The 17,958-nt window shown below is 66.8% G+C and carries 22 protein-coding genes; 7 read left to right on the top strand and 15 right to left on the bottom strand.

What is annotated here, in order from left to right; all coding sequences use genetic code 11:
• Positions 1 to 16: 16 nt before the first annotated feature.
• Positions 17 to 631: a TetR family transcriptional regulator gene (locus FSV73_RS19920; protein ID WP_145010345.1), complete on the top strand. Its 615-nt coding sequence runs from the start codon at positions 17 to 19 to the stop codon at positions 629 to 631.
• 24 nt (positions 632 to 655) lie between these two features.
• Here the strand turns inward: FSV73_RS19920 and FSV73_RS19915 are convergent, their stop codons facing one another.
• Complete coding sequence (locus FSV73_RS19915; protein WP_145010342.1) at positions 656 to 850, bottom strand: cation transporter; 195 nt, start codon at positions 848 to 850, stop codon at positions 656 to 658.
• 112 nt (positions 851 to 962) lie between these two features.
• On the opposite strand from FSV73_RS19915, the gene FSV73_RS19910 reads away from it, so the two are divergent.
• From FSV73_RS19910 to FSV73_RS19895, 4 genes are all read left to right on the top strand, one after another.
• The gene (locus tag FSV73_RS19910; RefSeq protein ID WP_145010339.1) at positions 963 to 3,344 is read left to right on the top strand and encodes a heavy metal translocating P-type ATPase; all 2,382 of its coding nucleotides are present in this window, start codon (positions 963 to 965) and stop codon (positions 3,342 to 3,344) included.
• A complete protein-coding gene (gene cueR / locus FSV73_RS19905) occupies positions 3,341 to 3,727 on the top strand; it encodes a Cu(I)-responsive transcriptional regulator (protein WP_145010336.1) in 387 nt (128 codons plus the stop codon). The genes FSV73_RS19910 and cueR overlap by 4 nt, the downstream gene beginning before the upstream one ends.
• A gap of 60 nt (positions 3,728 to 3,787) precedes the next feature.
• Positions 3,788 to 4,027: a hypothetical protein gene (locus FSV73_RS19900; RefSeq protein ID WP_145010333.1), complete on the top strand. Its 240-nt coding sequence runs from the start codon at positions 3,788 to 3,790 to the stop codon at positions 4,025 to 4,027.
• A gap of 67 nt (positions 4,028 to 4,094) precedes the next feature.
• Entirely contained in the window at positions 4,095 to 5,288 is a 1,194-nt protein-coding gene (locus FSV73_RS19895; protein WP_145010330.1) for a class I SAM-dependent rRNA methyltransferase, read from the top strand.
• 56 nt (positions 5,289 to 5,344) lie between these two features.
• Here FSV73_RS19895 and FSV73_RS19890 read toward each other — a convergent pair whose 3' ends face one another.
• From FSV73_RS19890 to FSV73_RS19850, 9 genes are all read right to left on the bottom strand, one after another.
• On the bottom strand, positions 5,345 to 5,746 hold the full coding sequence (locus FSV73_RS19890) for a Rho termination factor N-terminal domain-containing protein (protein ID WP_145010327.1): 402 nt from the start codon (positions 5,744 to 5,746) through the stop codon (positions 5,345 to 5,347).
• Between the two features lie 13 nt (positions 5,747 to 5,759).
• Entirely contained in the window at positions 5,760 to 5,981 is a 222-nt protein-coding gene (locus FSV73_RS19885; protein ID WP_145010324.1) for a YgdI/YgdR family lipoprotein, read from the bottom strand.
• Positions 5,978 to 6,214, bottom strand: a complete 237-nt coding sequence (locus tag FSV73_RS19880) for a hypothetical protein (RefSeq protein WP_058765520.1) — start codon at positions 6,212 to 6,214, stop codon at positions 5,978 to 5,980. The genes FSV73_RS19885 and FSV73_RS19880 overlap by 4 nt, the downstream gene beginning before the upstream one ends.
• A 132-nt stretch (positions 6,215 to 6,346) precedes the next feature.
• Positions 6,347 to 8,395, bottom strand: coding sequence for an AsmA family protein (locus FSV73_RS19875; RefSeq protein ID WP_145010321.1), 2,049 nt, complete (start codon positions 8,393 to 8,395; stop codon positions 6,347 to 6,349).
• Between the two features lie 67 nt (positions 8,396 to 8,462).
• A complete protein-coding gene (locus FSV73_RS19870; RefSeq protein ID WP_145010318.1) occupies positions 8,463 to 9,596 on the bottom strand; it encodes an MFS transporter in 1,134 nt (377 codons plus the stop codon).
• 21 nt (positions 9,597 to 9,617) lie between these two features.
• Positions 9,618 to 10,400, bottom strand: a complete 783-nt coding sequence (locus tag FSV73_RS19865) for a DeoR/GlpR family DNA-binding transcription regulator (protein ID WP_145010315.1) — start codon at positions 10,398 to 10,400, stop codon at positions 9,618 to 9,620.
• Positions 10,401 to 10,456: 56 nt separating this feature from the next.
• Positions 10,457 to 11,347 (bottom strand): EamA family transporter, encoded by an 891-nt coding sequence (locus FSV73_RS19860; RefSeq protein WP_145010312.1) that lies wholly within the window; start codon positions 11,345 to 11,347, stop codon positions 10,457 to 10,459.
• 158 nt (positions 11,348 to 11,505) lie between these two features.
• The gene (locus FSV73_RS19855) at positions 11,506 to 11,904 is read right to left on the bottom strand and encodes a DUF3140 domain-containing protein (RefSeq protein ID WP_145010309.1); all 399 of its coding nucleotides are present in this window, start codon (positions 11,902 to 11,904) and stop codon (positions 11,506 to 11,508) included.
• Complete coding sequence (locus FSV73_RS19850) at positions 11,901 to 12,419, bottom strand: hypothetical protein (protein WP_145010306.1); 519 nt, start codon at positions 12,417 to 12,419, stop codon at positions 11,901 to 11,903. Before FSV73_RS19850 ends, FSV73_RS19855 begins: the two co-directional genes overlap by 4 nt.
• Before the next feature lie 122 nt (positions 12,420 to 12,541).
• Here FSV73_RS19850 and FSV73_RS19845 point away from each other — a divergent pair, with 122 nt between their 5' ends.
• Both FSV73_RS19845 and FSV73_RS19840 read left to right on the top strand, forming a co-directional pair.
• Entirely contained in the window at positions 12,542 to 13,477 is a 936-nt protein-coding gene (locus FSV73_RS19845; protein WP_145010304.1) for an alpha/beta hydrolase, read from the top strand.
• A gap of 120 nt (positions 13,478 to 13,597) precedes the next feature.
• Complete coding sequence (locus FSV73_RS19840) at positions 13,598 to 14,062, top strand: hypothetical protein (RefSeq protein ID WP_145010302.1); 465 nt, start codon at positions 13,598 to 13,600, stop codon at positions 14,060 to 14,062.
• 41 nt (positions 14,063 to 14,103) lie between these two features.
• On the opposite strand, the gene FSV73_RS19835 is transcribed toward FSV73_RS19840, so the two are convergent.
• The 5 genes from FSV73_RS19835 to birA all read right to left on the bottom strand — a co-directional run bounded on the left by FSV73_RS19835 (position 14,104) and on the right by birA (position 17,847).
• On the bottom strand, positions 14,104 to 15,396 hold the full coding sequence (locus tag FSV73_RS19835) for an MFS transporter (RefSeq protein WP_145010299.1): 1,293 nt from the start codon (positions 15,394 to 15,396) through the stop codon (positions 14,104 to 14,106).
• 98 nt (positions 15,397 to 15,494) lie between these two features.
• Positions 15,495 to 15,953, bottom strand: coding sequence for a DUF3301 domain-containing protein (locus FSV73_RS19830; RefSeq protein WP_145010296.1), 459 nt, complete (start codon positions 15,951 to 15,953; stop codon positions 15,495 to 15,497).
• Between the two features lie 28 nt (positions 15,954 to 15,981).
• Complete coding sequence (locus tag FSV73_RS19825; protein ID WP_145010293.1) at positions 15,982 to 16,161, bottom strand: hypothetical protein; 180 nt, start codon at positions 16,159 to 16,161, stop codon at positions 15,982 to 15,984.
• Complete coding sequence (locus FSV73_RS19820) at positions 16,158 to 16,910, bottom strand: type III pantothenate kinase (RefSeq protein WP_145010290.1); 753 nt, start codon at positions 16,908 to 16,910, stop codon at positions 16,158 to 16,160. The genes FSV73_RS19825 and FSV73_RS19820 overlap by 4 nt, the downstream gene beginning before the upstream one ends.
• On the bottom strand, positions 16,900 to 17,847 hold the full coding sequence (gene birA / locus FSV73_RS19815) for a bifunctional biotin--[acetyl-CoA-carboxylase] ligase/biotin operon repressor BirA (RefSeq protein WP_145010287.1): 948 nt from the start codon (positions 17,845 to 17,847) through the stop codon (positions 16,900 to 16,902). Before birA ends, FSV73_RS19820 begins: the two co-directional genes overlap by 11 nt.
• Between the last annotated feature and the right edge of the window lie 111 nt (positions 17,848 to 17,958).

Below are 17,958 nucleotides of genomic sequence, written 5' to 3'. Positions count from 1 at the left end.
GCCAGTCAGAACGCCCATGCGCCGTACGAAAGAAGAAGCCGAACAGACCCGCCAAGCCATTCTCGATGCGGCGGAAGCCTTGTTCCTGACCAATGGCGTGGCGCGTACCAGCTTGGAAATGATAGCCCGCGAATGCGGGGTCACCCGGGGCGCAGTGTACTGGCATTTCCAGAACAAGGCCCACCTGTTCCATGAAATGCTTAGCCAGATAAGGATCCCGGCCGATGAACTGACCGAGCGTCTGCGCGTCGACGGCGAGGAAGACAGCCTGCGGCGGCTCTATAAGCTGTGCGTCGAAGGCATGCAGAAATTCACCAAGCCCGGGCGGGAACAGCGGGTGATGACCATCCTGCTGCACCGCTGCGAATTCACCGAAGAACTGCGCGAGGCCGAGGAACGCGATCTGCAGTTCCTCCGTCAGTTCATCCGCATCACCGATGCCCTCTTCACCGCCCAGGCCGCGCGCCTGCAACCCGGCGTGACCCCAGAGCTGGCCAGCCGCCTGTTGCACAGCCTGTTTCTCGGCACCCTCTCCGACCTCTTGCGCGATCACCAGACCTTCGCCCCGCTGCTCGCCACCGAGCAGGTCTTCACCACCTTCTTCCGCGCCATCGTGCGCGACTGGCAGTAGCGCCCTGGTCCGGCGCGAAGCCACTCAGCCAGCGACGGTGTAACCCGCCTGCTCGATGGCCGCGCGGAAGGGCGCGTCCTCCGCGGCACTGTCGATGCGTACCTCGCCCCCCTTGAGGTCCACCTCCACTCGGGCACGGGCATCGACCTTGAGCACCGCGGCCTCGATGGCGCTCACGCAGTGGCTGCAACTCATTCCGCTCACCTTGATGACATGCATGGTCTGCTCCTGGTTGTCTGACCCTCTCTCTCCTGACGTCGCGGCCAGGATTGGGTTCCAGTGTTGACCTTGACCTCGGGTCAAGGTCAACACTGGTGACAGGAGGTGCCCCATGCACGAATTCGAACTCTCCATCAGCGGCATGACCTGCGCGGCCTGCGCCGGCCGGGTCGAGCGCGCCCTGCGGCAGGTCCCGGCGGTCACCGCCGCCGGCGTCAACCTGGCCAGCGAAAAGGCGCGGGTCAGCGCCCCGGCCGAGGCGGCGCCGGCCCTGGCCCAGGCGGTCACGGCCGCCGGCTACCGGGTGGCCGAGGCCGAGCATGACCTGGCACTGTCCGGCCTGAGCTGCGCCAACTGCGCCGGGCGCATCGAAAAGGCCTTGTACGCCGTACCCGGCGTGCTGGCGGCCGAGGTCAACCTGGCCAGCGACCGGGCGCGGGTGAAGACCCTGGCCGCCGTCGAGACACGGACCCTGATCAACGCCGTGGAGGCCGCGGGCTACGGGGCGGTGGATCGCCTCGCCGCAGCAGACCGCCCCGCTGCCCGCCAGGGACTGCCCTGGGAACAGCTGGAACTGGCGCTGGCGCTGTTGCTCGCCGCGCCCCTGGTGCTGCCCATGCTGCTGGCGCCCTTCGGTTGGCACCTGATGCCGCCCGCCTGGCTGCAATTCCTGCTCGCCACCCCGGTGCAGTTCCTGGTCGGCGCCCGCTTCTATCGCGGCGCCTGGCATGCCCTGCGCGCCCGCAGTGGCAACATGGACGTGCTGGTCGCCCTGGGCACCAGCGCCGCCTACGGCCTGAGTCTCTATCTCTGGCTGGTCAAGGACAGTCCCCATCTCTATTTCGAGACGGCAGCCATGGTCATCGCCCTGGTCCGCCTCGGCAAATACCTGGAGGCCCACGCCAAGCGTCGTACCGGTGCCGCCCTGCGCGCCCTGGAAGCCCTGCGGCCCGAGCAGGCCCGTCGCCTGGATGCCAACGGCAACGAGGAGGACGTCGCCCTCGATCGGTTGCGGCTGGGTGATCGCCTGCAGATCCGTCCGGGCGAACGCATCCCCGCCGACGGTCGTATCCGCCAGGGCGACAGCCAGGTGGACGAGGCCCTGCTCACCGGCGAGAGCCGTCCCGTGGCCAAGGGCCCCGGCGACGAGGTGGTGGGCGGCGCCATCAATGGCGAAGGCAACCTGGAGATCGAGGTCACCGCCCTGGGCGGCGAATCCGTGCTGGCCGGCATCATCCGCCTGGTGGAAGACGCCCAGGCCACCAAGGCGCCCATCCAGCAACTGGTGGATCGAATCAGCCAAGTCTTCGTCCCGGTGGTGGTCAGCCTGGCCTTGGTTACGCTGCTCGGCTGGCTGCTGACCGGCCACGACCTGGAAACCGCCCTGCTCGCCGCCGTCGCCGTGCTGGTTATCGCCTGCCCCTGCGCCCTGGGCCTGGCCACGCCGGCCGCGCTGATGGCCGGTACCGGGGTGGCGGCGCGCCACGGCATCCTGATCAAGGACGCCGAGACCCTGGAGCGTGCCCAGGGCATCACCACCGTGGTCTTCGACAAGACCGGCACCCTGACCGCCGGCCAGCCAAGGCTACGCCAGCTGGCCACGGCGTCCGGCAGCGAGGAGCGCGACGTGCTGAGCCTGGCCGGCAGCCTGCAAAGAGGCAGCGAGCATCCCCTGGCCGCTGCCGTCCTGCTGGCCTGCCGCGAACGTGGCCTGGACACCCCGCCGGCCGCCGACGTCCGCGCCCTCCCCGGCCGCGGCCTGCAAGGCAGCTGGCAGGGACGACCGCTGCTGTTGGGCAATGTCCGGGTGCTGGCTGAACAGGGGCTGGACGCCGGGGCCCTGGCCGAGTCCGCCCGGGCCTGGGAAGACCAGGGCCTCACCCTCTCCTGGCTGCTGGAAACCGGTGACCAGCCGCGGGCACTGGGGCTGCTGGCCTTCGGCGACGAGCTCCGCCCCGGCGCCGCCGCCGCCATCGCCCGACTGCGCGCGGACGGCATCGACAGCTGGCTGCTGACTGGCGACAACCGCGGCAGCGCCCGCCAGGTCGCGGAGGCGCTCGGAATCGAACACTGGGAGGCGGAGGTACTGCCCGCCGACAAGGCCGCGGTGATCGCCCGCCTGCAAGGCACCCGGGGCGGCATCGCCATGGTCGGCGACGGCCTCAACGACGCCCCGGCACTGGCCGTCGCCGAACTGGGCATCGCCATGGGCTCGGGCACCGCTGCGGCCCGCCATGCGGCCGGCATCACCCTCTTGCAGGAGGACCCGCGCCAGGTGGTGGCGGCACTGGACATCGCCCGCCGAACCCAGCGCAAGATCCGCCAGAATCTGTTCTGGGCCTTCATCTACAATGTCATCGGCCTACCCCTGGCGGCACTGGGCCTGCTCGATCCGGTCTATGCCGGTGCCGCCATGGCCTTTTCCAGTGTCAGCGTCCTGGCCAATGCCTTGTTGCTCGGCCGCTGGCGCCCGTCCGGAGACCTCCCGTCATGAACATCGGCCAGGCCGCCAAGGCCAGTGGGCTCACCGCCAAGATGCTGCGCTATTACGAGCGGATCGGTCTGCTGGCCCCCGCGGGCCGCACCGACAGCGGCTATCGCCAGTACGGCGCGGAAGACCTGCGGGTGCTGGCCTTCGTCCGCCGTTCGCGGGAGCTGGGCTTCAGCCTGGAGGAGATCCGCCAGTTGCTCAGCCTCTGGCAGGACCGCCAGCGCGCCAGCGCCGACGTCAAGGCGCTGGCCAAGCGGCACATCGCCGAACTGGAACTGAAGATCGCCGAGCTGAGTCGCCTGCGCAGCACCCTGGCCGAGCTGGTCTCCTGCTGCCAGGGCGATGCCCGCCCCGACTGCCCGATCCTCGATACCCTCGGCGGCTGACGCAACCGGCGCCGCCTCGCGGGGTCCATCGCTTAGTCCCCCGCGATCGAGGTTGCGCCCATGCACACGCTGCACCATTACCAGATCAGCTATCGCCTCAACGGCGAGCCGCTCACCCACGAGCTGGAAAGCTTCGAACCGGTCACCGACGAAGAAGCCGTGCTGCAGTTGCTGATCAAGCACGTCGAGGAACCCCAGGTGGTGGTCGATGCGCCCTGGGAACGTCATGCCCAGCCGAGCATCGCCCGCCGCGCCCAGGAAGCCGGGCTGAGCGACATCGAGGTCAGCCAGCGGGACTGACGGCCGGCCCAGGCGGATGGCTTTGCGCTATAATTCCGCGCTTTTGCCCCCTTCGCCGGAGACCTTCATGACCCTGCCTCGCCTGCGCCTCAAAGCCAATGCCGACCGCCGTCTGCGCGCCGGGCACCTCTGGGTGTACAGCAACGAGGTGGACGTCGTCGCCACGCCGCTCACCGCCTTCGAGCCGGGCGACCAGGCCATCCTGGAAACCACCAGCGGCAAGCCGCTGGGCGTAGTGGCCCTGTCGCCGAACAACCTGATCTGCGCCCGCCTGTTCTCCCGTGATACCGGCTACACGTTGGACAAGTCGCTGCTGGTGCATCGCCTCAAGGTGGCCCTGAGCCTGCGCGAGCGTCTGTTCGGCAGCCACTGCTATCGGCTGGTCTACGGTGATTCCGACCTCTTGCCCGGCCTGGTGGTGGACCGTTTCAACGACATCCTGGTAGTGCAGATCGCCTCGGCGACCATGGAGCGCCAGCGCGAGGCCATCCTCGCCGCCCTGCTGCAGGTGTTCAAGCCCCAGGGCGTGCTGTGGAAGAACGACGGCAGCGCCCGCGCCGCCGAAGGCCTCGGCAGCTACGTGGAGGTCGCCTACGGCGAGGTGCCCGACTGGGTGGCGTTGGAGGAGAATGGCGTGCGCTTCGAAGCCCCGGTGCGCGAAGGCCAGAAGACCGGCTGGTTCTACGACCACCGCCTCAACCGGGCGCGCCTGGCGCCCTATGTCGAAGGCAAGCGGGTGCTCGATCTGTTCAGCTACATCGGCGGCTGGGGCGTGCAGGCTGCCGCCTTCGGCGCCAGTGAGGTCATGTGCGTGGATGCCTCGGGCTTCGCCCTCGATGGCGTGGAGCGCAATGCCGCCCTCAACGGCCTGGCTGAAAAGCTGGTGTGCGTCGAAGGCGATGTCTTCGAGGCGCTCAAGGAGCTCAAGGCCGGTGAGGAAAAATTCGACGTCATCGTCGCTGACCCGCCAGCCTTCATCAAGAAGCGCAAGGACCTGAAGAACGGCGAGGCCGCCTACCGTCGCCTCAACGAACAGGCCATGCGCCTGCTCAACAAGGACGGCATCCTGGTCAGCGCCTCCTGTTCCATGCACCTGCCGGAAGACGACCTGCAGAACATCCTGCTCGGCAGTGCCCGCCACCTGGACCGCAACCTGCAGATCCTCGAGCGCGGTGCCCAGGGCCCGGATCACCCGGTGCACCCGGCGATCCCGGAAACCCGCTACATCAAGAGCCTGACCTGCCGCCTGCTGCCTAGCTGAAACCCAGGCAAAGAAAAAGCCGGACGCTGTCCGGCTTTTTCGTGCGTACCAGAGTCTCAACTCAGGGCGCGAATCAATTCGTCCTTCTTCATCCGCGAACGGCCCCTCACATTTTGCTCGGCGGCCTTCTTCACCAGTTCATCGCGGGTCATCTCGCTGAGTGAAGTGCTGCCGCTGCGCGACCGCCGTGCCGTAGCCCGGCCACCGTTCGGTGAGTGCCCTTGCTTAGTCGCTACTGCGCGTCGAGCCGAATCCTTGCGATCGGCACGCTTGGCCGTGTCGCTTTTGCTCTTGCCGGAACCGCCTTTCTCGCCGCCGCCGGACTGCTTGTTCACCGTCGCCCAGGCCCGGGCTTCGGCTTCATCCTCGGAGACGCCCTTCTTCTCGTAGCTCTCCTCGATGTGCTCGGCCTTGCGTTCCTGCTTGTCGCTGTACTTCGCCTTGTCGCCGCGGGGCATGGCAGTCTCCTCGTCAGTCTTCCGCCTTGATGGTGGCCACGTCGGACGCCTTCACTCGCACGTGGCGACCGGCCACATCGGTGAATTCGTAGAAGCCGTCGGCCGTCTTGGTATTGGGACGATCCTCGGTGATGTACTGGGTACCGTCTTGCAAGGTCACCAGCGTCTCGGTGGAGCAGGCAGCCAGGCCCATCACGGCCAGCGCCAGCCATCCACCTCGCAGCGCGCGACTCATGGCGCTTCCGGCGAGACGCGGTGGATGGAGACGTCGTGCAAGGCTACCAGTGCCTGGCCCGACTCGATGTCGGCCAGCTGGAAGCGCTCGTCGTTGATCGCATCCAGGTGCCGGCAGGCCAGGTCGCGGACCACGTCGGTGATGGGTACGTCCAGGTTGCTGATGCGGTCGGTGTAGCTCTCGCCCAGCAACTTGTAGTGGATTTCGTAATGGCTATCGGTGTCGTCACGCATGAGAGATCTCCGCGAAAAGGCTGCCCGACTCGGGTTACAGGTATAGAGCCTGGCCAACCAGAGCGGTTCTTCCCCCATCGCCACCTGCCGCCGAACGGTCATCTGTCAAGTCCCCCGATGATGGACGCCAATTCAGCGCCCAGAGCGCATCTGCTGCAGCAGCGCGCTGCACTGGGCGCCCTGCTCGTTGCTCGGCGCCACCAGCGCCAGCAGACCAGCGGCAGGGGCGGCGAAGGTGGCCAGCAACGCCGCCACCGCACCGCGCGCGGCCAGCGGCAGCGCCTTTACCCCCGGCGACGGATTCTTCAGCGTGCCCTGCACATAGAGCGGCGAACGCAGCGAGAAGATGCGCAGCCCCTTGCTGTGGGGATCCACCGTGAGATCCAGCCGCTCGTTCGCCAGGTTGATGGTGCCGGTGATGTTGATCAGGGCGTTCTCGGTATCGAGCACGAACACCTTGGGCTGGACCAGGCCCTTCTTGAAGTCGAGGTCGGCGACCGCGCAATTGATCTCCACCTCGTCGTCGCCGAACAGCCGGTCGACCAGGTAGTTGCCCACGTTGAGTCCCGCCAGTTCCATCAGGCTGCGACTGATGCGGCCATCGTTCATCAACAGCTTGAGGTCGCCATCGCTGGTGCCCAGCAGGGCCGCCACCGAATTGCCGGTGCCGCTCAGGGTGGCATCGCCATTGAGCTCACCCATGCTGCGCTTCATGGTTTCCACCGTAGGGAACAGCTGGTTGAGCTTCACCCGGCGGACATGGAGGTCGACCCGTCCGCGCAGTGGCGTCTGGTTGCCCTCGAGGCGGACCGTGGTGTTCAGGTCCCCGCCCGCCACGCCGAAACGCAGGGGGTCGAGCAGCAGCACGCCGTCGGTCAGGCGCACATGGGTGTTGAGGTCGGTGATCGGCAATTGCGCGTTCTGCACGATGCGCTTGCCGGTGAAGCGCACGTCGGCGTCCATGGCGCGCCAGCGCTCGGTACGGAATTCGGAGACCGGCAACGCCTTGTCCGCCGGTTGCTTGCTGGTCTCGCCCTTGGCCACCTGCTGCTCCTTGGTATCGGCGCCGATCAGAGGGGCCAGGTCTTCGAACAGCAACTGATCGGAGCGCAGGGTGCCGCTGAGCTTGGGCCGCGGCTGGCCACCGGTGAACAGCACGTCGCCGTGCAGATCGCTCTTGCCTACCCGGCCGTTGAAATCTTCGTAGCTGAAGCGCGCGCCCGCCGGGTCGTTGAGCTTGACCGTGAGATGACCGTCAGTGGCATAGGGCGCCGTCTCCGGCAGGGTGACCCCGGTCAGCGGATAGAGCTGGGCCAGGCTCTTGCCTTCCAGCACCAGGTGCAGATCCAGGGCGCCCAGGCGCCGCGGATCGGTCAGGGTGCCGAACAGCTGCACCCGGGTCTCTCCGGCGCGGGCATCCAGTTGGATGGGGAACGGCGTGTCGGCATCCTGCAGCGCCAGCAGGCCGCCGATCTGGCCACGACCGCTGACCGGCACCTGCTTGTAGCTGCCCTCCACTGCCACGGCGAACTGGAAGGCCTGGGTCTGCTTGACGTTGGCGCGCTGGCGCGAGGTGCCCTGCTTGCCCACCAGATCGGCATAGGCGATGGGCGCATCCAGCGAGGTGATCCGCGCCCGCAGGCGCGTCGCGGTCTGGGCATCGTCGAAACCGACCTGGCCGGCATCGAAGCCGATGGTGCCGATGTCCACCGTCCAGGGCGAGGGTTCGGCCTGGGGATCCTTCTCGGCGGTCTCGAAGGTCCAGCTGTTGCGGCCATCGGCCAGCCGCTGGGCATTCACCACCGGCCCGGTGAGGGCGATGCGCGGGATGTAGATCTGCTTGGCCAGCAGCGCCAGCGGCGAAATCCGTAGTTGCACCCGGTCGAGATGGACGAAGGTCTTTTCCTTGGCCCAGTCCGGATTGCCCAGGTTGAGGTCCTCGGCGGCGATGTGCGGCCAGGGGATCCAGGCGCGCCAGCCGCCCTCGTCAGGCTCGCGCTGCCAGACCACGCCTAGGTTGCCCTCGATGGCGAACGGCCGGTGCAAGGCGTTCGATACCTGCTCGTTGAGGGTCGGCTTGAGCCGATTCCAGTCGAAGGTGGCCAACGCCACCACCAGTACTACGAGCAGCAGCAGGATGATTCCCAGCAGCCAGGCGAGGATCTTGCGTGGGCGCGTCATGGCCGCCTCCTTGGATTTCCGTTCCCTCTTGGGTCTGCTCAGCGCAGCGGGGTTCCCTGGCGAGACATCATGGCTTGCGCTGGCGCAGCGCCAGGAGCGCCACCGCCACCCCGATCAGGGTCAACAGCAGCAGGCTGCCGCGCAGCCCCACCTGCCCTGCCACGGCGCCGATCAACGGCGGACCGAGCAGGAAACCCAGGTAGCCGGCGGTGGCGGTCATGGCGATACCGGTGGCCGGGGTCTCGGCCACCTGCCCCGCCGCGCTGAAGGCCGCCGGTACCACGTTGGCGAGGCCCAGGCCGACCAGGGCGAAGCCCAGGATCGCCGTCCAGGGGGCCGGCAGCAGCACCGCCACGGCCAGCCCCAGGGTGGCCAGCAGCGCGCCGCCGGAGATCACCTGGGGGCCGCCGAAGCGCCGCCGGATGCCATCGCCGCAGAGGCGACCGATCAGCATGGTCAGGGAGAAGGCCGCGTAGCCGAGGGTCGCCACCACTGGCGTCGCCCCGCCCACCTGGTCCAGGTAGACGGCGCTCCAGTCGGTCATGGCGCCTTCCAGCATCAGGCAGCCCAGGGCGATCAAGCCCAGTGCCAGCACCCGCCGATCCGGCAGGCGCAAGGCATGGCTCACCGGACTGCGATCGCCCTCGTCCAGCGCCAGGGCGGCCGGCAGCGCCAGGACCAGCGCGAGCAGGGCCGCCGCCAGCAGCACCAGCAGCGCCGAGGCGCCCAGGTGCAGCACCAGCGCCCCGAGCCCCGCGCCGAGGAAACCGCCCAGGCTGAAGGCGGCATGGAAGGACGACATCAGGGGGCCGTCCCAGCGCCGCTCGACATCGCTGGCATGGGCATTCATGGCCACGTCGATCAGCCCGTTGCAGGCGCCCAGCAGCAGCGCGGCGGGCAGCAGCCAGAGCAACGACGGCGCCGCCCCCGGCCAACTCAGCACCAGCACGAAGGCGAGGATGCTGCAGCGGGTGAGGCGGCCGGTACCCCCTAGGCGCGGTACCAGCACGCCGGCGAAGGGCATGGTGAGCATGGCGCCCAGGGCGACGGCGAGCAGTACCAGGCTGAGCTGGCCGTCCCCCAGCGCCAGATCGCGCTTCAGCTCGGGGATGGCGGCGGCCCAGCCGCCGATCCCGCAGCCATTGGCGAGAAAGACGGTGAAGGTGGCGCGGCGTTGGCGGCGCAAGGCGGCGGTGGTCATGGTGATCCTTGCAGAAGAGGACTAGCAGTCGGGCTTGGCCTGGTGCAGCTGCAGCCCGGCCGCTCGATAGGGTTGCAGGCGCTCCTCGCCCAGCTCGGCGTCCACCACCAGATGGTTCACCCGGCCGAGGTCCAGCACGTGGTAGAAGGCCACGCTGTCGAGCTTCTCGGCGGTCACCGCGACGGCGACCTCGCTGCTCTGCTCGGCCACCGCGGCCTTGAACTCGGCCTCCTCCAGGTCGAAGCCGGTCACCCCGGTTTCCAGCGCCAGGGCGCAGGTGCCGAGGAAGGCCAGGTCCGCCCGGACCCCGCGCAGATCACGCAGTGCCCGCGCGCCCAGGCAGGCACCGGACGCCGGTACGGCCAGCCCCCCGATCATCAACACCCGGATACCCTGGCGCTGCAGCAGCGCCGTCGCGATGACCGGGGCATTGGTGGCCACGGTCAGGTCGTGATCGACCGGCAGGGCCTGGGCGATGGCCAGGTTGGTCGAGCCGGCATCCAGCAGCAGCAGTTGCCCGGGCTGTACCAGCGCCGCCGCGGCCTGCCCCAGCGCCCGCTTGGCCACCTCGTGCTGGCCGATACGGGCCGGTAGCGCCTCCGGCGGCGTCAACAGCGAGAGCGCCCCGCCATACACCCGGCGGCAGAGCCCCTGGCGCGCCAGTTCGCGCAGGTCACGCCGCACGCTGTCTTCGGAAATGCCCCAGGTGACCGCCAGCTCGGCCGACAGTACCCGGCCGTGCTCACGCAGCAAGGCCAGGATGGCGGCCTGGCGCTCTTCGGGAAGGTGAATGGCTGCATTCATGCTGAAACTCCAAGGGGATCAGCTGATCATGCATCAACGAATACAAACGTGCAACATCATGCATTGCGAGAGACGCTGCCTCGGGCATCCAGCCATCGCCCGCCAAAGACGTTGATCAGCAGGCCGAGCATGACCGCCAGGCCGCCCAGCTCCTGCTGGGTGGTCATCTGCTCACCCAGCAATAACGCGGCCGAACTCAGCCCCACCACCGGTACCAGCAGGGAGAAGGGCGCCACCTGGCCGGCCGGATAGCGCGACAGCAGCCGACTCCAGATGCCATAGCCGAGCAGTGTCGCGATGAAGGCGAGATAGACGATGGCGAAGACGGAATTACCCGACAGCGAAGACAGCGCCGCAGCCATCCGCTCCGGTCCTTCGAGCAGCCAGGACAGGATGAAAAAGGGAATGGGCGGAATCAGGCTGCCCCAGACCACCAGGCCGAGCATGTCGACCTTCCCGATCTTCTTGGTGACGATGTTGCCCAGCCCCCACATCGCCGCTGCCGCCAGGGTCAGCAGGAAACCGGCCAGGGTCATGGTCACCCCGTGCTCGCTGCCGATCAGCAGCAGGCCCAGTGCCGCCACCGCCAGCCCGACCAGGCTGGCCCGTCGCACCCGTTCTCCCAGCAGGGTGGCGGCGAAGGCCAGGGTGAAGAACGCCTGGGCCTGCAGGACCAGCGACGCCAGGCCCGCCGGCATTCCCACGTACATGGCCGAGAACAGGAAGGCGAACTGGCCCAGCGAGATGGTCGCGCCGTAGGCCAGCAGCAGCCGCCAGGACACCTGGGGTCGACGGACGAACAGAATGGCCGGGAAGGCCGCCAGGCAGAAGCGCAAGGCGCCCAGCAACATCGGCGGCACGCCATGCAGGCCGAGCTTGATGACGACGAAGTTCACCCCCCAGGCCAGGATGACGACCAACGCCAGCAGCAGATCCCTGGGTGACATGCACGACTCCTCGAAACCTCAGACGAATTGATAGGCTGCTACCCTACTCCCCCTGGCCCTCCCAGCGCCGTCACAGTTGCCTGTGAATTCGCCCGCACAGCTCGCCAAGTACTTGCTGGCAAAAAGAAAACCGCAGCCTGGGCTGCGGTTCGTCGAGATCAGGCACTGCGTTTGTCGCGCAAGGGATCATGCCCCCAGTTCATCAGCGACTTGCGCCAGCGCGAGTCCTCGATGTCGCCCTCCGGCCGTTGCTTGAGGTGCCGATGCACGTAGCCGATGACCTTGCGCATGGCCTTGTAGTCATCCTCTTCCAGCTCGGCCTGGCGCTTGCCCTTCAGCTCCAGGATACGCTCGCCCATGGCGTGGCCGACGGCCTTGCCATCGTTGGCGGCCTTGACCTTCTTGCCACCCTTGGTCATGCCCACGCCCTTGCTGGTGTCACCGCTGAGCCATTTGCGCAGCTGGCCCGGGGTCATGTTGACCACCTGCTTGAACTCGCTGCGTACCTCTTTCTTGGCGTCTTTCTTGTCGTCGTTGGAAGCCTTCTTGGTGCTCATTTTTCACCTGCCTTTTGCAACGCCTGCACCAGTTCGTCCTTCTTCATGCGCGACCGGCCGCGAACCTCACGGCGTGCGGCGCGCTTCATCAGTTCGTCCTTGGTGAGCGCGGCCAGACCCGACTTGCGCGCGGCCGCCGTCTTGCGCGCGACGTCGGCGGGCTGCTTGGAATGCTGCTTGCCCCGGCGCGTGTCACGGCGCTTCTGCTGGGTGGTACGCTCGTACTCTTCCTTGCTCAGCGACTCCCGGGCTTTTTCCGGCAGGTAGCGTTCCCCGGTATCCTCGGACTTCTTGCCGGAGCGGGTATCCCACTTCTCGTCGGTCCACTGCTGGAGGTGGTTGTCCTTGGCCTTGCCGCCCTGGTATTCACCCCCGCGTTTCTGGTACTCCTGGGACGCCAGCTGCGCCTTGCGCGCCGACCACTGACCGGGCTTGCCGCCCTTGTCGCCCTCGGTAATCTCTTTCTTCACCTTTTCCCAGAGGTCGGGATCGCTCTTCTTGGCCGTGGCACTCATGGCTCACCTCACGTTGGGGGTCATTGGGGTCGCTGTCCTAGGGATGACTGTGCAACCGAAGCGGGGGTTCGCCCAAGGCGACGAACGCCCCTGTCCCGCCCCTTCCCGCAGCTGAGACGTCCATGTCGCTCGCCACCCTGCTCCGCCGTCGCTGGATCCCCCTGCTCTTCGTCACCCTGTTGCTGGGCGTCGGCGTACCCTACGGCTGCTCGGAACTGGCCTATCGGGAACGGCTATGGGTGTTCAGCATCGAGCCGGGCAACGCCAGCTGGTTCACCGGCGTCCCCGAGGGCGTCCGCCAGATCAACATCCCGGTCAGCAGCGGGTTGACCGGCACCGACTACCTCCACGCCTGGTGGTGGCCCTCGCGCCACCCGGATGCGCCCGCGGTGCTCTATCTGCACGGCACCCGCTGGAACCTGACTGCCCAGGTACGCCGGATCGCCACCCTGCGCCAACTGGGCTACTCGGTGCTGGCCATCGACTATCGCGGCTTCGGCGAAAGCCCGGGCGAGCTACCCTCCGAGCGCAGCGTCTATCAGGATGCCCACAGCGCCTGGCAGCAGTTGCAGAAACTGCAACCCGAGGCGAGCAAGAGATACATCTACGGCCACTCCCTGGGCGGCGCCGTGGCGGTGGATCTGGCCTGGCGCATCGCCCGCGACGGGGATGCGGACGGCGACTACCCTGGCGCGGCCGGTCTCATCATCGAATCCACCTTCACCACCCTGGCCGATGCCGCCTCGGCGGTGATCGACACCCGTTTTCCCCTGCGCTGGCTGATGTCGGAGAAATTCGACTCCCTGGCCAAGATCCCCGACGTCCACCTGCCGGTCCTGATCGTCCACGGCAGCGACGATCGCTACGTCCCGCCGCGCTTCAGCGAAGCCCTCTACGCCGCGGCACGCCCGCCCAAGCGCCTGTTGCTGGTACCCGGCGGTACCCATTCCAACAGCATGGTGATAGGGACGCGCGACTATGCCGAGGCTTTGCGCCAGCTGTTCGGTAATGCCCAGATAACCCGTGGAAATGCAGGGGAATCATCGACGGGAGGCTAGGCGTTTCGCTCAGGTCATCGACGACGATGATAGTGACTATCTCGCCAGTCTATTTTTTCCTGGCCGTCCTCATCCGGATACTGAACTCACTCCAGAACAGTTTCCCCCGAGGACACCACAATGAACCTGCGTATCGCTTTCGGCTTCGCCCTGACCGCCCTGGCCCTGAACACCTTCGCCCAGGACTTCACCTTCACCCCGAGCGCGGCCACCCAGGTCGCCGAAGAGTCCAGCCAACGCCCGCTGGGCCAACTGATCAAGCAGCAGCAACAGCGTCTGCAAGACCGCACCCTCGCCGAGGAATCGAGCCTGCGGCCCCTGGGTCAGGTCATCAAGCAGCAGCAACGCCAGCTCCAGGAACGCCGGATCGCCGAGGAGTCCAGCCTGCGCCCCCTGGGTCAGGTCATCGAAGACCAGCAACAGCGCCTCGGCAATGACGCAGTGGCCGAGGAATCCGGCCAGCGCCCCATGGGTCGCCTGATCGAACGCCAACAGCATCGCCTGCAGGATCGCTTCGTCGCCGAAAACGGCTCGGCCCAGACCCTCGACCGCCTGATCGAGGCTGCCCAGACCCGCCAGGCCTGAGCCTTGCCGCCCCTTCCTGCCCGGCCTTGCGCCGGGCTCGCTCAACGGGTCTTGTCGCTGCCCGGCCCGATGCTGGCGGGTGCTTCCACCACCAGCTCCTGAGGCACCTCGTCGATCCGTGGATCCAGCGCCGCCGCCATCGGACTCACCGTATCGGGCATCGCCACGTGATGCAGGGGCGCCGCCTCCAGCCGGTGCTCGCCACTGACGAAACGAGGCTGCACGAAGACGATCAGGATCACCGCATACGCCGAGGTCAGCACATAGAACATGCCCGGCCCGAAGTGCTGCATGGCCGCGCCGGCCAGGAGCGGTCCGATGCAGGCACCGACGCCATAGGTGGTCAGCAGCATCGCCGACAACTCCACCCGCCGCTCGGGCTCGACATGGTCATTGGCGAAGGCCGTCGCCAGTGGATAAAGGGTGAACAGCAGCATGCCCGAGACGAATCCGGCGGCCAGCAGCCAGGGATAGGGCAAGGTGACCAGCCCCCAGAGGGGCACCGCCGCCAGGCACAGCAGGACCGCATTGGCGCGGATCAGCTTGCAGCGGTCGAGGCGATCCGACAGCCAGCCGAGCGGCCACTGGGCACAGAAGCCCGCGACGATGCACAGTCCGACGTAGAAGCTCGATTGCGCCGTATCCAGGCCACTGCGACTGGCGAATACCGGCGCCAGGCCATAGAAGCCCCCCACCAGCAGCCCCGCGGTGAAGATGGTCACCAGCGACTGGGGCACCCGCTGCCAGAAGAAACGGATCTCCAGCGGCGCCGCCACCAGCTTGGCCGGGTGCACCCGGCGGGTCATGGCCAGCGGAATCAGGCAGGCGGCGAAGCAGATGGCCACCAGCAGCAGCGGCTTGTAATCCAGTTGCGGATGCCAGGCCAGCAGCGCCTGGCCGATCACCAGGCCCAGGTCCACCGCCACCATGTAGCCGGCGAACACCTTGCCGCGCTGGTGGTTCTCCGCCTGCTCGTTGAGCCAGCTCTCGATGACCATGTACTGGTTCATCATCACCACGCCCATGACGAATCTCAGCGCGATCCAGACGTTCAGGTCATCGACCAGGGCATGGATGAGCACCGTGACCGTCGCCGCACCGGCGCAGGCCACATAGGAGCGGATATGGCCGACGCTGGCGATCAGCCGATGGCCGAACTTGCCGCCACACACCAGTCCGAAGTAATAGGCCGCCATCAGGGCGCCGGTCCACATATCCCCCGCCCCCTGCTCGGTCAGTCGCAGACCGATATAGGTGGTGAACAGACCGGAGCCGGCCAACATCAGCAACGTAGCGAAATAGAGCGCAGGAAAGGTAACGAGAGGGCTGAACATCAGGGATCACATGGCAGGAAGCAGAAAGCCAAAACGAATCAGCCGGGGCTGATCGTCGGCACTACGAAAGGGAAGAGGGAGTGATAAAACGCCGGAGCTTACTCCGGCTCTTGCCGGCGGCTGGTCTCGGTACGCTGGCGCTGCCGCCACTGGTCCAGATAGACCACCTGGCCGTGCTCGGGCTTGGCCTGATAGGCCGGGGCCGAAGCCACCACCGAATCCGCCGCCGGACGTTCGACCTCGGCCACCACGAAGGGGGCGAACTCGACCTTGGCCAGCGTCTTGCCGAACAGAACCAGGGAGGCATCGAGCCGCTCCTCGCCGGTCACGGTGAATTCGAAGGAGAAAAGCCGTGCCAGTCGCTTGCGACCCTTGGCGTCGGCCAGCCAGCGCAGACGCGAGAAGGCCACGGCGCCATCGAGCAGCGTCACCTTCCGGCGCCGACACTCCTGCTCCGCCAGCAGCAAGGCCCGCTCGCGGATGCCCCGGCCATGCCAGAACCACAGGCCGATGCCGATCGCACCCAGCAACAGGCAGAGATTACCTAGCGTCAGCATCTTCGCTCCTCATCGAAGGGTACCGCCGTCACTGACGCCGCACAGCGTCACCGGATGCCGTCTCGTTCAACAGGCGAATGTTCTCACGCTCGCCTTTGTACAACGCCAGAGGGGCGATTTCCTTACCCAGCAAAGGCACCTGTTGTTGGTGCCAGATGTAGTAGAAAACGTTCAGTACCACCAGCAGCAGAAACAACCAACGCATCATTCGTTCTCGAGCGGACACGCCAAAGCCAATCCAGCAAACACCATGTCGGGCACGATCCGCGCACCCGGAACGACATGTTTGACCAGTTCCGCGTCACCCCCGGTCAGGAAGACCTCGCACCCTTCGGCGAACATCTCCTGAGCCAGTTCGTACTGGGTACGGACGAAACCCTTGAGCATGTACAGACAGCCACGCTCCACGGCCTCTATGGTCGTGCGTCCCGGCGCCTCGTAGCGTTCACCACTGGCCCAATGTGGATCGTAGCGGATACGGCGGGTATGGGTCTGCAGTTCCCGACGCATCAACGGAATCCCCGGACAGATGAACCCTCCCTGATGCTCGCCCTGGGCATCGACCAGGTCCGAGGTGACCGCGGTGCCCAGGTCGAGGACCACGCAGGCCTTGCCTTCGGCCAGCCGCACCGCCGCCAGGATCACCAGCCAGCGATCCATGCCCAGGCGCTGGTGATCGCGGTAGCCATTGCGCACACCGTTCCATACCTCCACCGGCAGGGCCTGGTGACAGGGGATACCAAAGGTGGCGGTCAGGCGCTCCTTGAGCTGCTGGGTCTCTTCGTCACTGCGGACGCTTACCAGCCGGCAAGCCGCCACAGGCGGGGTATCTGGTTGCGACAGGGCAGCGACCAAGGCATCGTCGCTGTCGACGATACCGGTGGCGACCACGTCGGCACCGGTGGCGAGCAGCCGCCACTTGATCAGGCTGTTACCGCAATCGAGTTCAAGAATCATGATCTAGGCTCAGGCTCAATTCGCCACCACTGAACGCCTGCGTCTGCCCGTTCACCCGCATGAGAATAGCCCCATCTTCGGCAACTCCTTCCACTGTGCCCTGGATACAGCGAACCCCCGAAGACAGGGTTACCGCTCGACCTTGCCAGCCATGATAACGCTCCCACTCATCGCGCAGGGCGGCGAATCCGGCCTGGCGATGAATCTGCCACAGGCCATCGATCTCCTGCAGCAGCAGACTGGCGACTTCATTGCGATCCTGCAGCCCGCCGAGGGCCTCCGCCATGGAGATCCACGGCTGGTCGATGTTGTCGGCCAGGCGCATGTTGACGTTGATGCCGATCCCGATGATGGCCTGGCAGCTGTCCTGAGGATCACCCGAAAGCTCGATGAGAATGCCGGCCAGCTTGCGACCCCGGACCAGGACATCGTTGGGCCACTTCAACCAGGCATCCTCCACGCCCAGCCGCTGCAGGGTGCGGATGACCGCAAGCCCCATGGTCAGGCTCAGCGCCTGCAGCTTCTGGATGCCGCCCTGGCTGGCGACCACGGACGTGAGATAGAGATTCTTGCCATAGGGGCTGACCCAGGCGCGGCCCCGGCGGCCACGGCCGGCCTGCTGGTGCTCGGCGAGCAGGGCGAACGGCGGCGGCTCCTGCTGCTGCAGGCGACGTTGCGCCTCGGCATTGGTGGAATCGATGGACGCCAGGACCGTGACGGGCCAACCGCCCTGGCGGGCGATCCGCTCGGCATCGAGCAGCGACAGCGGCTCTTCCAGGCGGTAGCCCCGTCCCGGCACCTTGAACACCTCGACACCGAAGTCTTCTTCGAGCGTCTTCAGCCGCTTCCAGATGGCGCTCCTGGAGACGCCCAAGGCTTCACCGAGCTCGACGCCCGAATGGAACTTTCCATCACTCAGCAGGTGCAGCAACGGCATGCCCGAACTCCGTTCGACTTTCTTCCGCCCCAAAGACAACACCCCCGCCAGAATGAACTGAGCGGGGGTGCTGGGTGTTAGGCGCTTGACGATGACCTACTCTCACATGGG

Source organism: Pseudomonas oryzihabitans, from assembly GCF_007665395.1.
Lineage (GTDB): Bacteria > Pseudomonadota > Gammaproteobacteria > Pseudomonadales > Pseudomonadaceae > Chryseomonas > Chryseomonas psychrotolerans_C.
The sequence above is the reverse complement of the archived record's forward strand: the minus strand, read 5'-3'. Positions and strand labels throughout refer to the sequence as shown.

What these genes read in the sequence shown, in the direction of transcription:
- FSV73_RS19920 (WP_145010345.1), top strand. Translation starts at nt 17, where the DNA reads ATGCGCCGTACGAAAGAAGAAGCCGAACAGACCCGCCAAGCCATTCTC.
- FSV73_RS19915 (WP_145010342.1), bottom strand. Translation starts at nt 850, where the DNA reads ATGCATGTCATCAAGGTGAGCGGAATGAGTTGCAGCCACTGCGTGAGC.
- FSV73_RS19910 (WP_145010339.1), top strand. Translation starts at nt 963, where the DNA reads ATGCACGAATTCGAACTCTCCATCAGCGGCATGACCTGCGCGGCCTGC.
- cueR (WP_145010336.1), top strand. Translation starts at nt 3,341, where the DNA reads ATGAACATCGGCCAGGCCGCCAAGGCCAGTGGGCTCACCGCCAAGATG.
- FSV73_RS19900 (WP_145010333.1), top strand. Translation starts at nt 3,788, where the DNA reads ATGCACACGCTGCACCATTACCAGATCAGCTATCGCCTCAACGGCGAG.
- FSV73_RS19895 (WP_145010330.1), top strand. Translation starts at nt 4,095, where the DNA reads ATGACCCTGCCTCGCCTGCGCCTCAAAGCCAATGCCGACCGCCGTCTG.
- FSV73_RS19890 (WP_145010327.1), bottom strand. Translation starts at nt 5,746, where the DNA reads ATGCCCCGCGGCGACAAGGCGAAGTACAGCGACAAGCAGGAACGCAAG.
- FSV73_RS19885 (WP_145010324.1), bottom strand. Translation starts at nt 5,981, where the DNA reads ATGAGTCGCGCGCTGCGAGGTGGATGGCTGGCGCTGGCCGTGATGGGC.
- FSV73_RS19880 (WP_058765520.1), bottom strand. Translation starts at nt 6,214, where the DNA reads ATGCGTGACGACACCGATAGCCATTACGAAATCCACTACAAGTTGCTG.
- FSV73_RS19875 (WP_145010321.1), bottom strand. Translation starts at nt 8,395, where the DNA reads ATGACGCGCCCACGCAAGATCCTCGCCTGGCTGCTGGGAATCATCCTG.
- FSV73_RS19870 (WP_145010318.1), bottom strand. Translation starts at nt 9,596, where the DNA reads ATGACCACCGCCGCCTTGCGCCGCCAACGCCGCGCCACCTTCACCGTC.
- FSV73_RS19865 (WP_145010315.1), bottom strand. Translation starts at nt 10,400, where the DNA reads ATGAATGCAGCCATTCACCTTCCCGAAGAGCGCCAGGCCGCCATCCTG.
- FSV73_RS19860 (WP_145010312.1), bottom strand. Translation starts at nt 11,347, where the DNA reads ATGTCACCCAGGGATCTGCTGCTGGCGTTGGTCGTCATCCTGGCCTGG.
- FSV73_RS19855 (WP_145010309.1), bottom strand. Translation starts at nt 11,904, where the DNA reads ATGAGCACCAAGAAGGCTTCCAACGACGACAAGAAAGACGCCAAGAAA.
- FSV73_RS19850 (WP_145010306.1), bottom strand. Translation starts at nt 12,419, where the DNA reads ATGAGTGCCACGGCCAAGAAGAGCGATCCCGACCTCTGGGAAAAGGTG.
- FSV73_RS19845 (WP_145010304.1), top strand. Translation starts at nt 12,542, where the DNA reads ATGTCGCTCGCCACCCTGCTCCGCCGTCGCTGGATCCCCCTGCTCTTC.
- FSV73_RS19840 (WP_145010302.1), top strand. Translation starts at nt 13,598, where the DNA reads ATGAACCTGCGTATCGCTTTCGGCTTCGCCCTGACCGCCCTGGCCCTG.
- FSV73_RS19835 (WP_145010299.1), bottom strand. Translation starts at nt 15,396, where the DNA reads ATGTTCAGCCCTCTCGTTACCTTTCCTGCGCTCTATTTCGCTACGTTG.
- FSV73_RS19830 (WP_145010296.1), bottom strand. Translation starts at nt 15,953, where the DNA reads ATGCTGACGCTAGGTAATCTCTGCCTGTTGCTGGGTGCGATCGGCATC.
- FSV73_RS19825 (WP_145010293.1), bottom strand. Translation starts at nt 16,161, where the DNA reads ATGATGCGTTGGTTGTTTCTGCTGCTGGTGGTACTGAACGTTTTCTAC.
- FSV73_RS19820 (WP_145010290.1), bottom strand. Translation starts at nt 16,910, where the DNA reads ATGATTCTTGAACTCGATTGCGGTAACAGCCTGATCAAGTGGCGGCTG.
- birA (WP_145010287.1), bottom strand. Translation starts at nt 17,847, where the DNA reads ATGCCGTTGCTGCACCTGCTGAGTGATGGAAAGTTCCATTCGGGCGTC.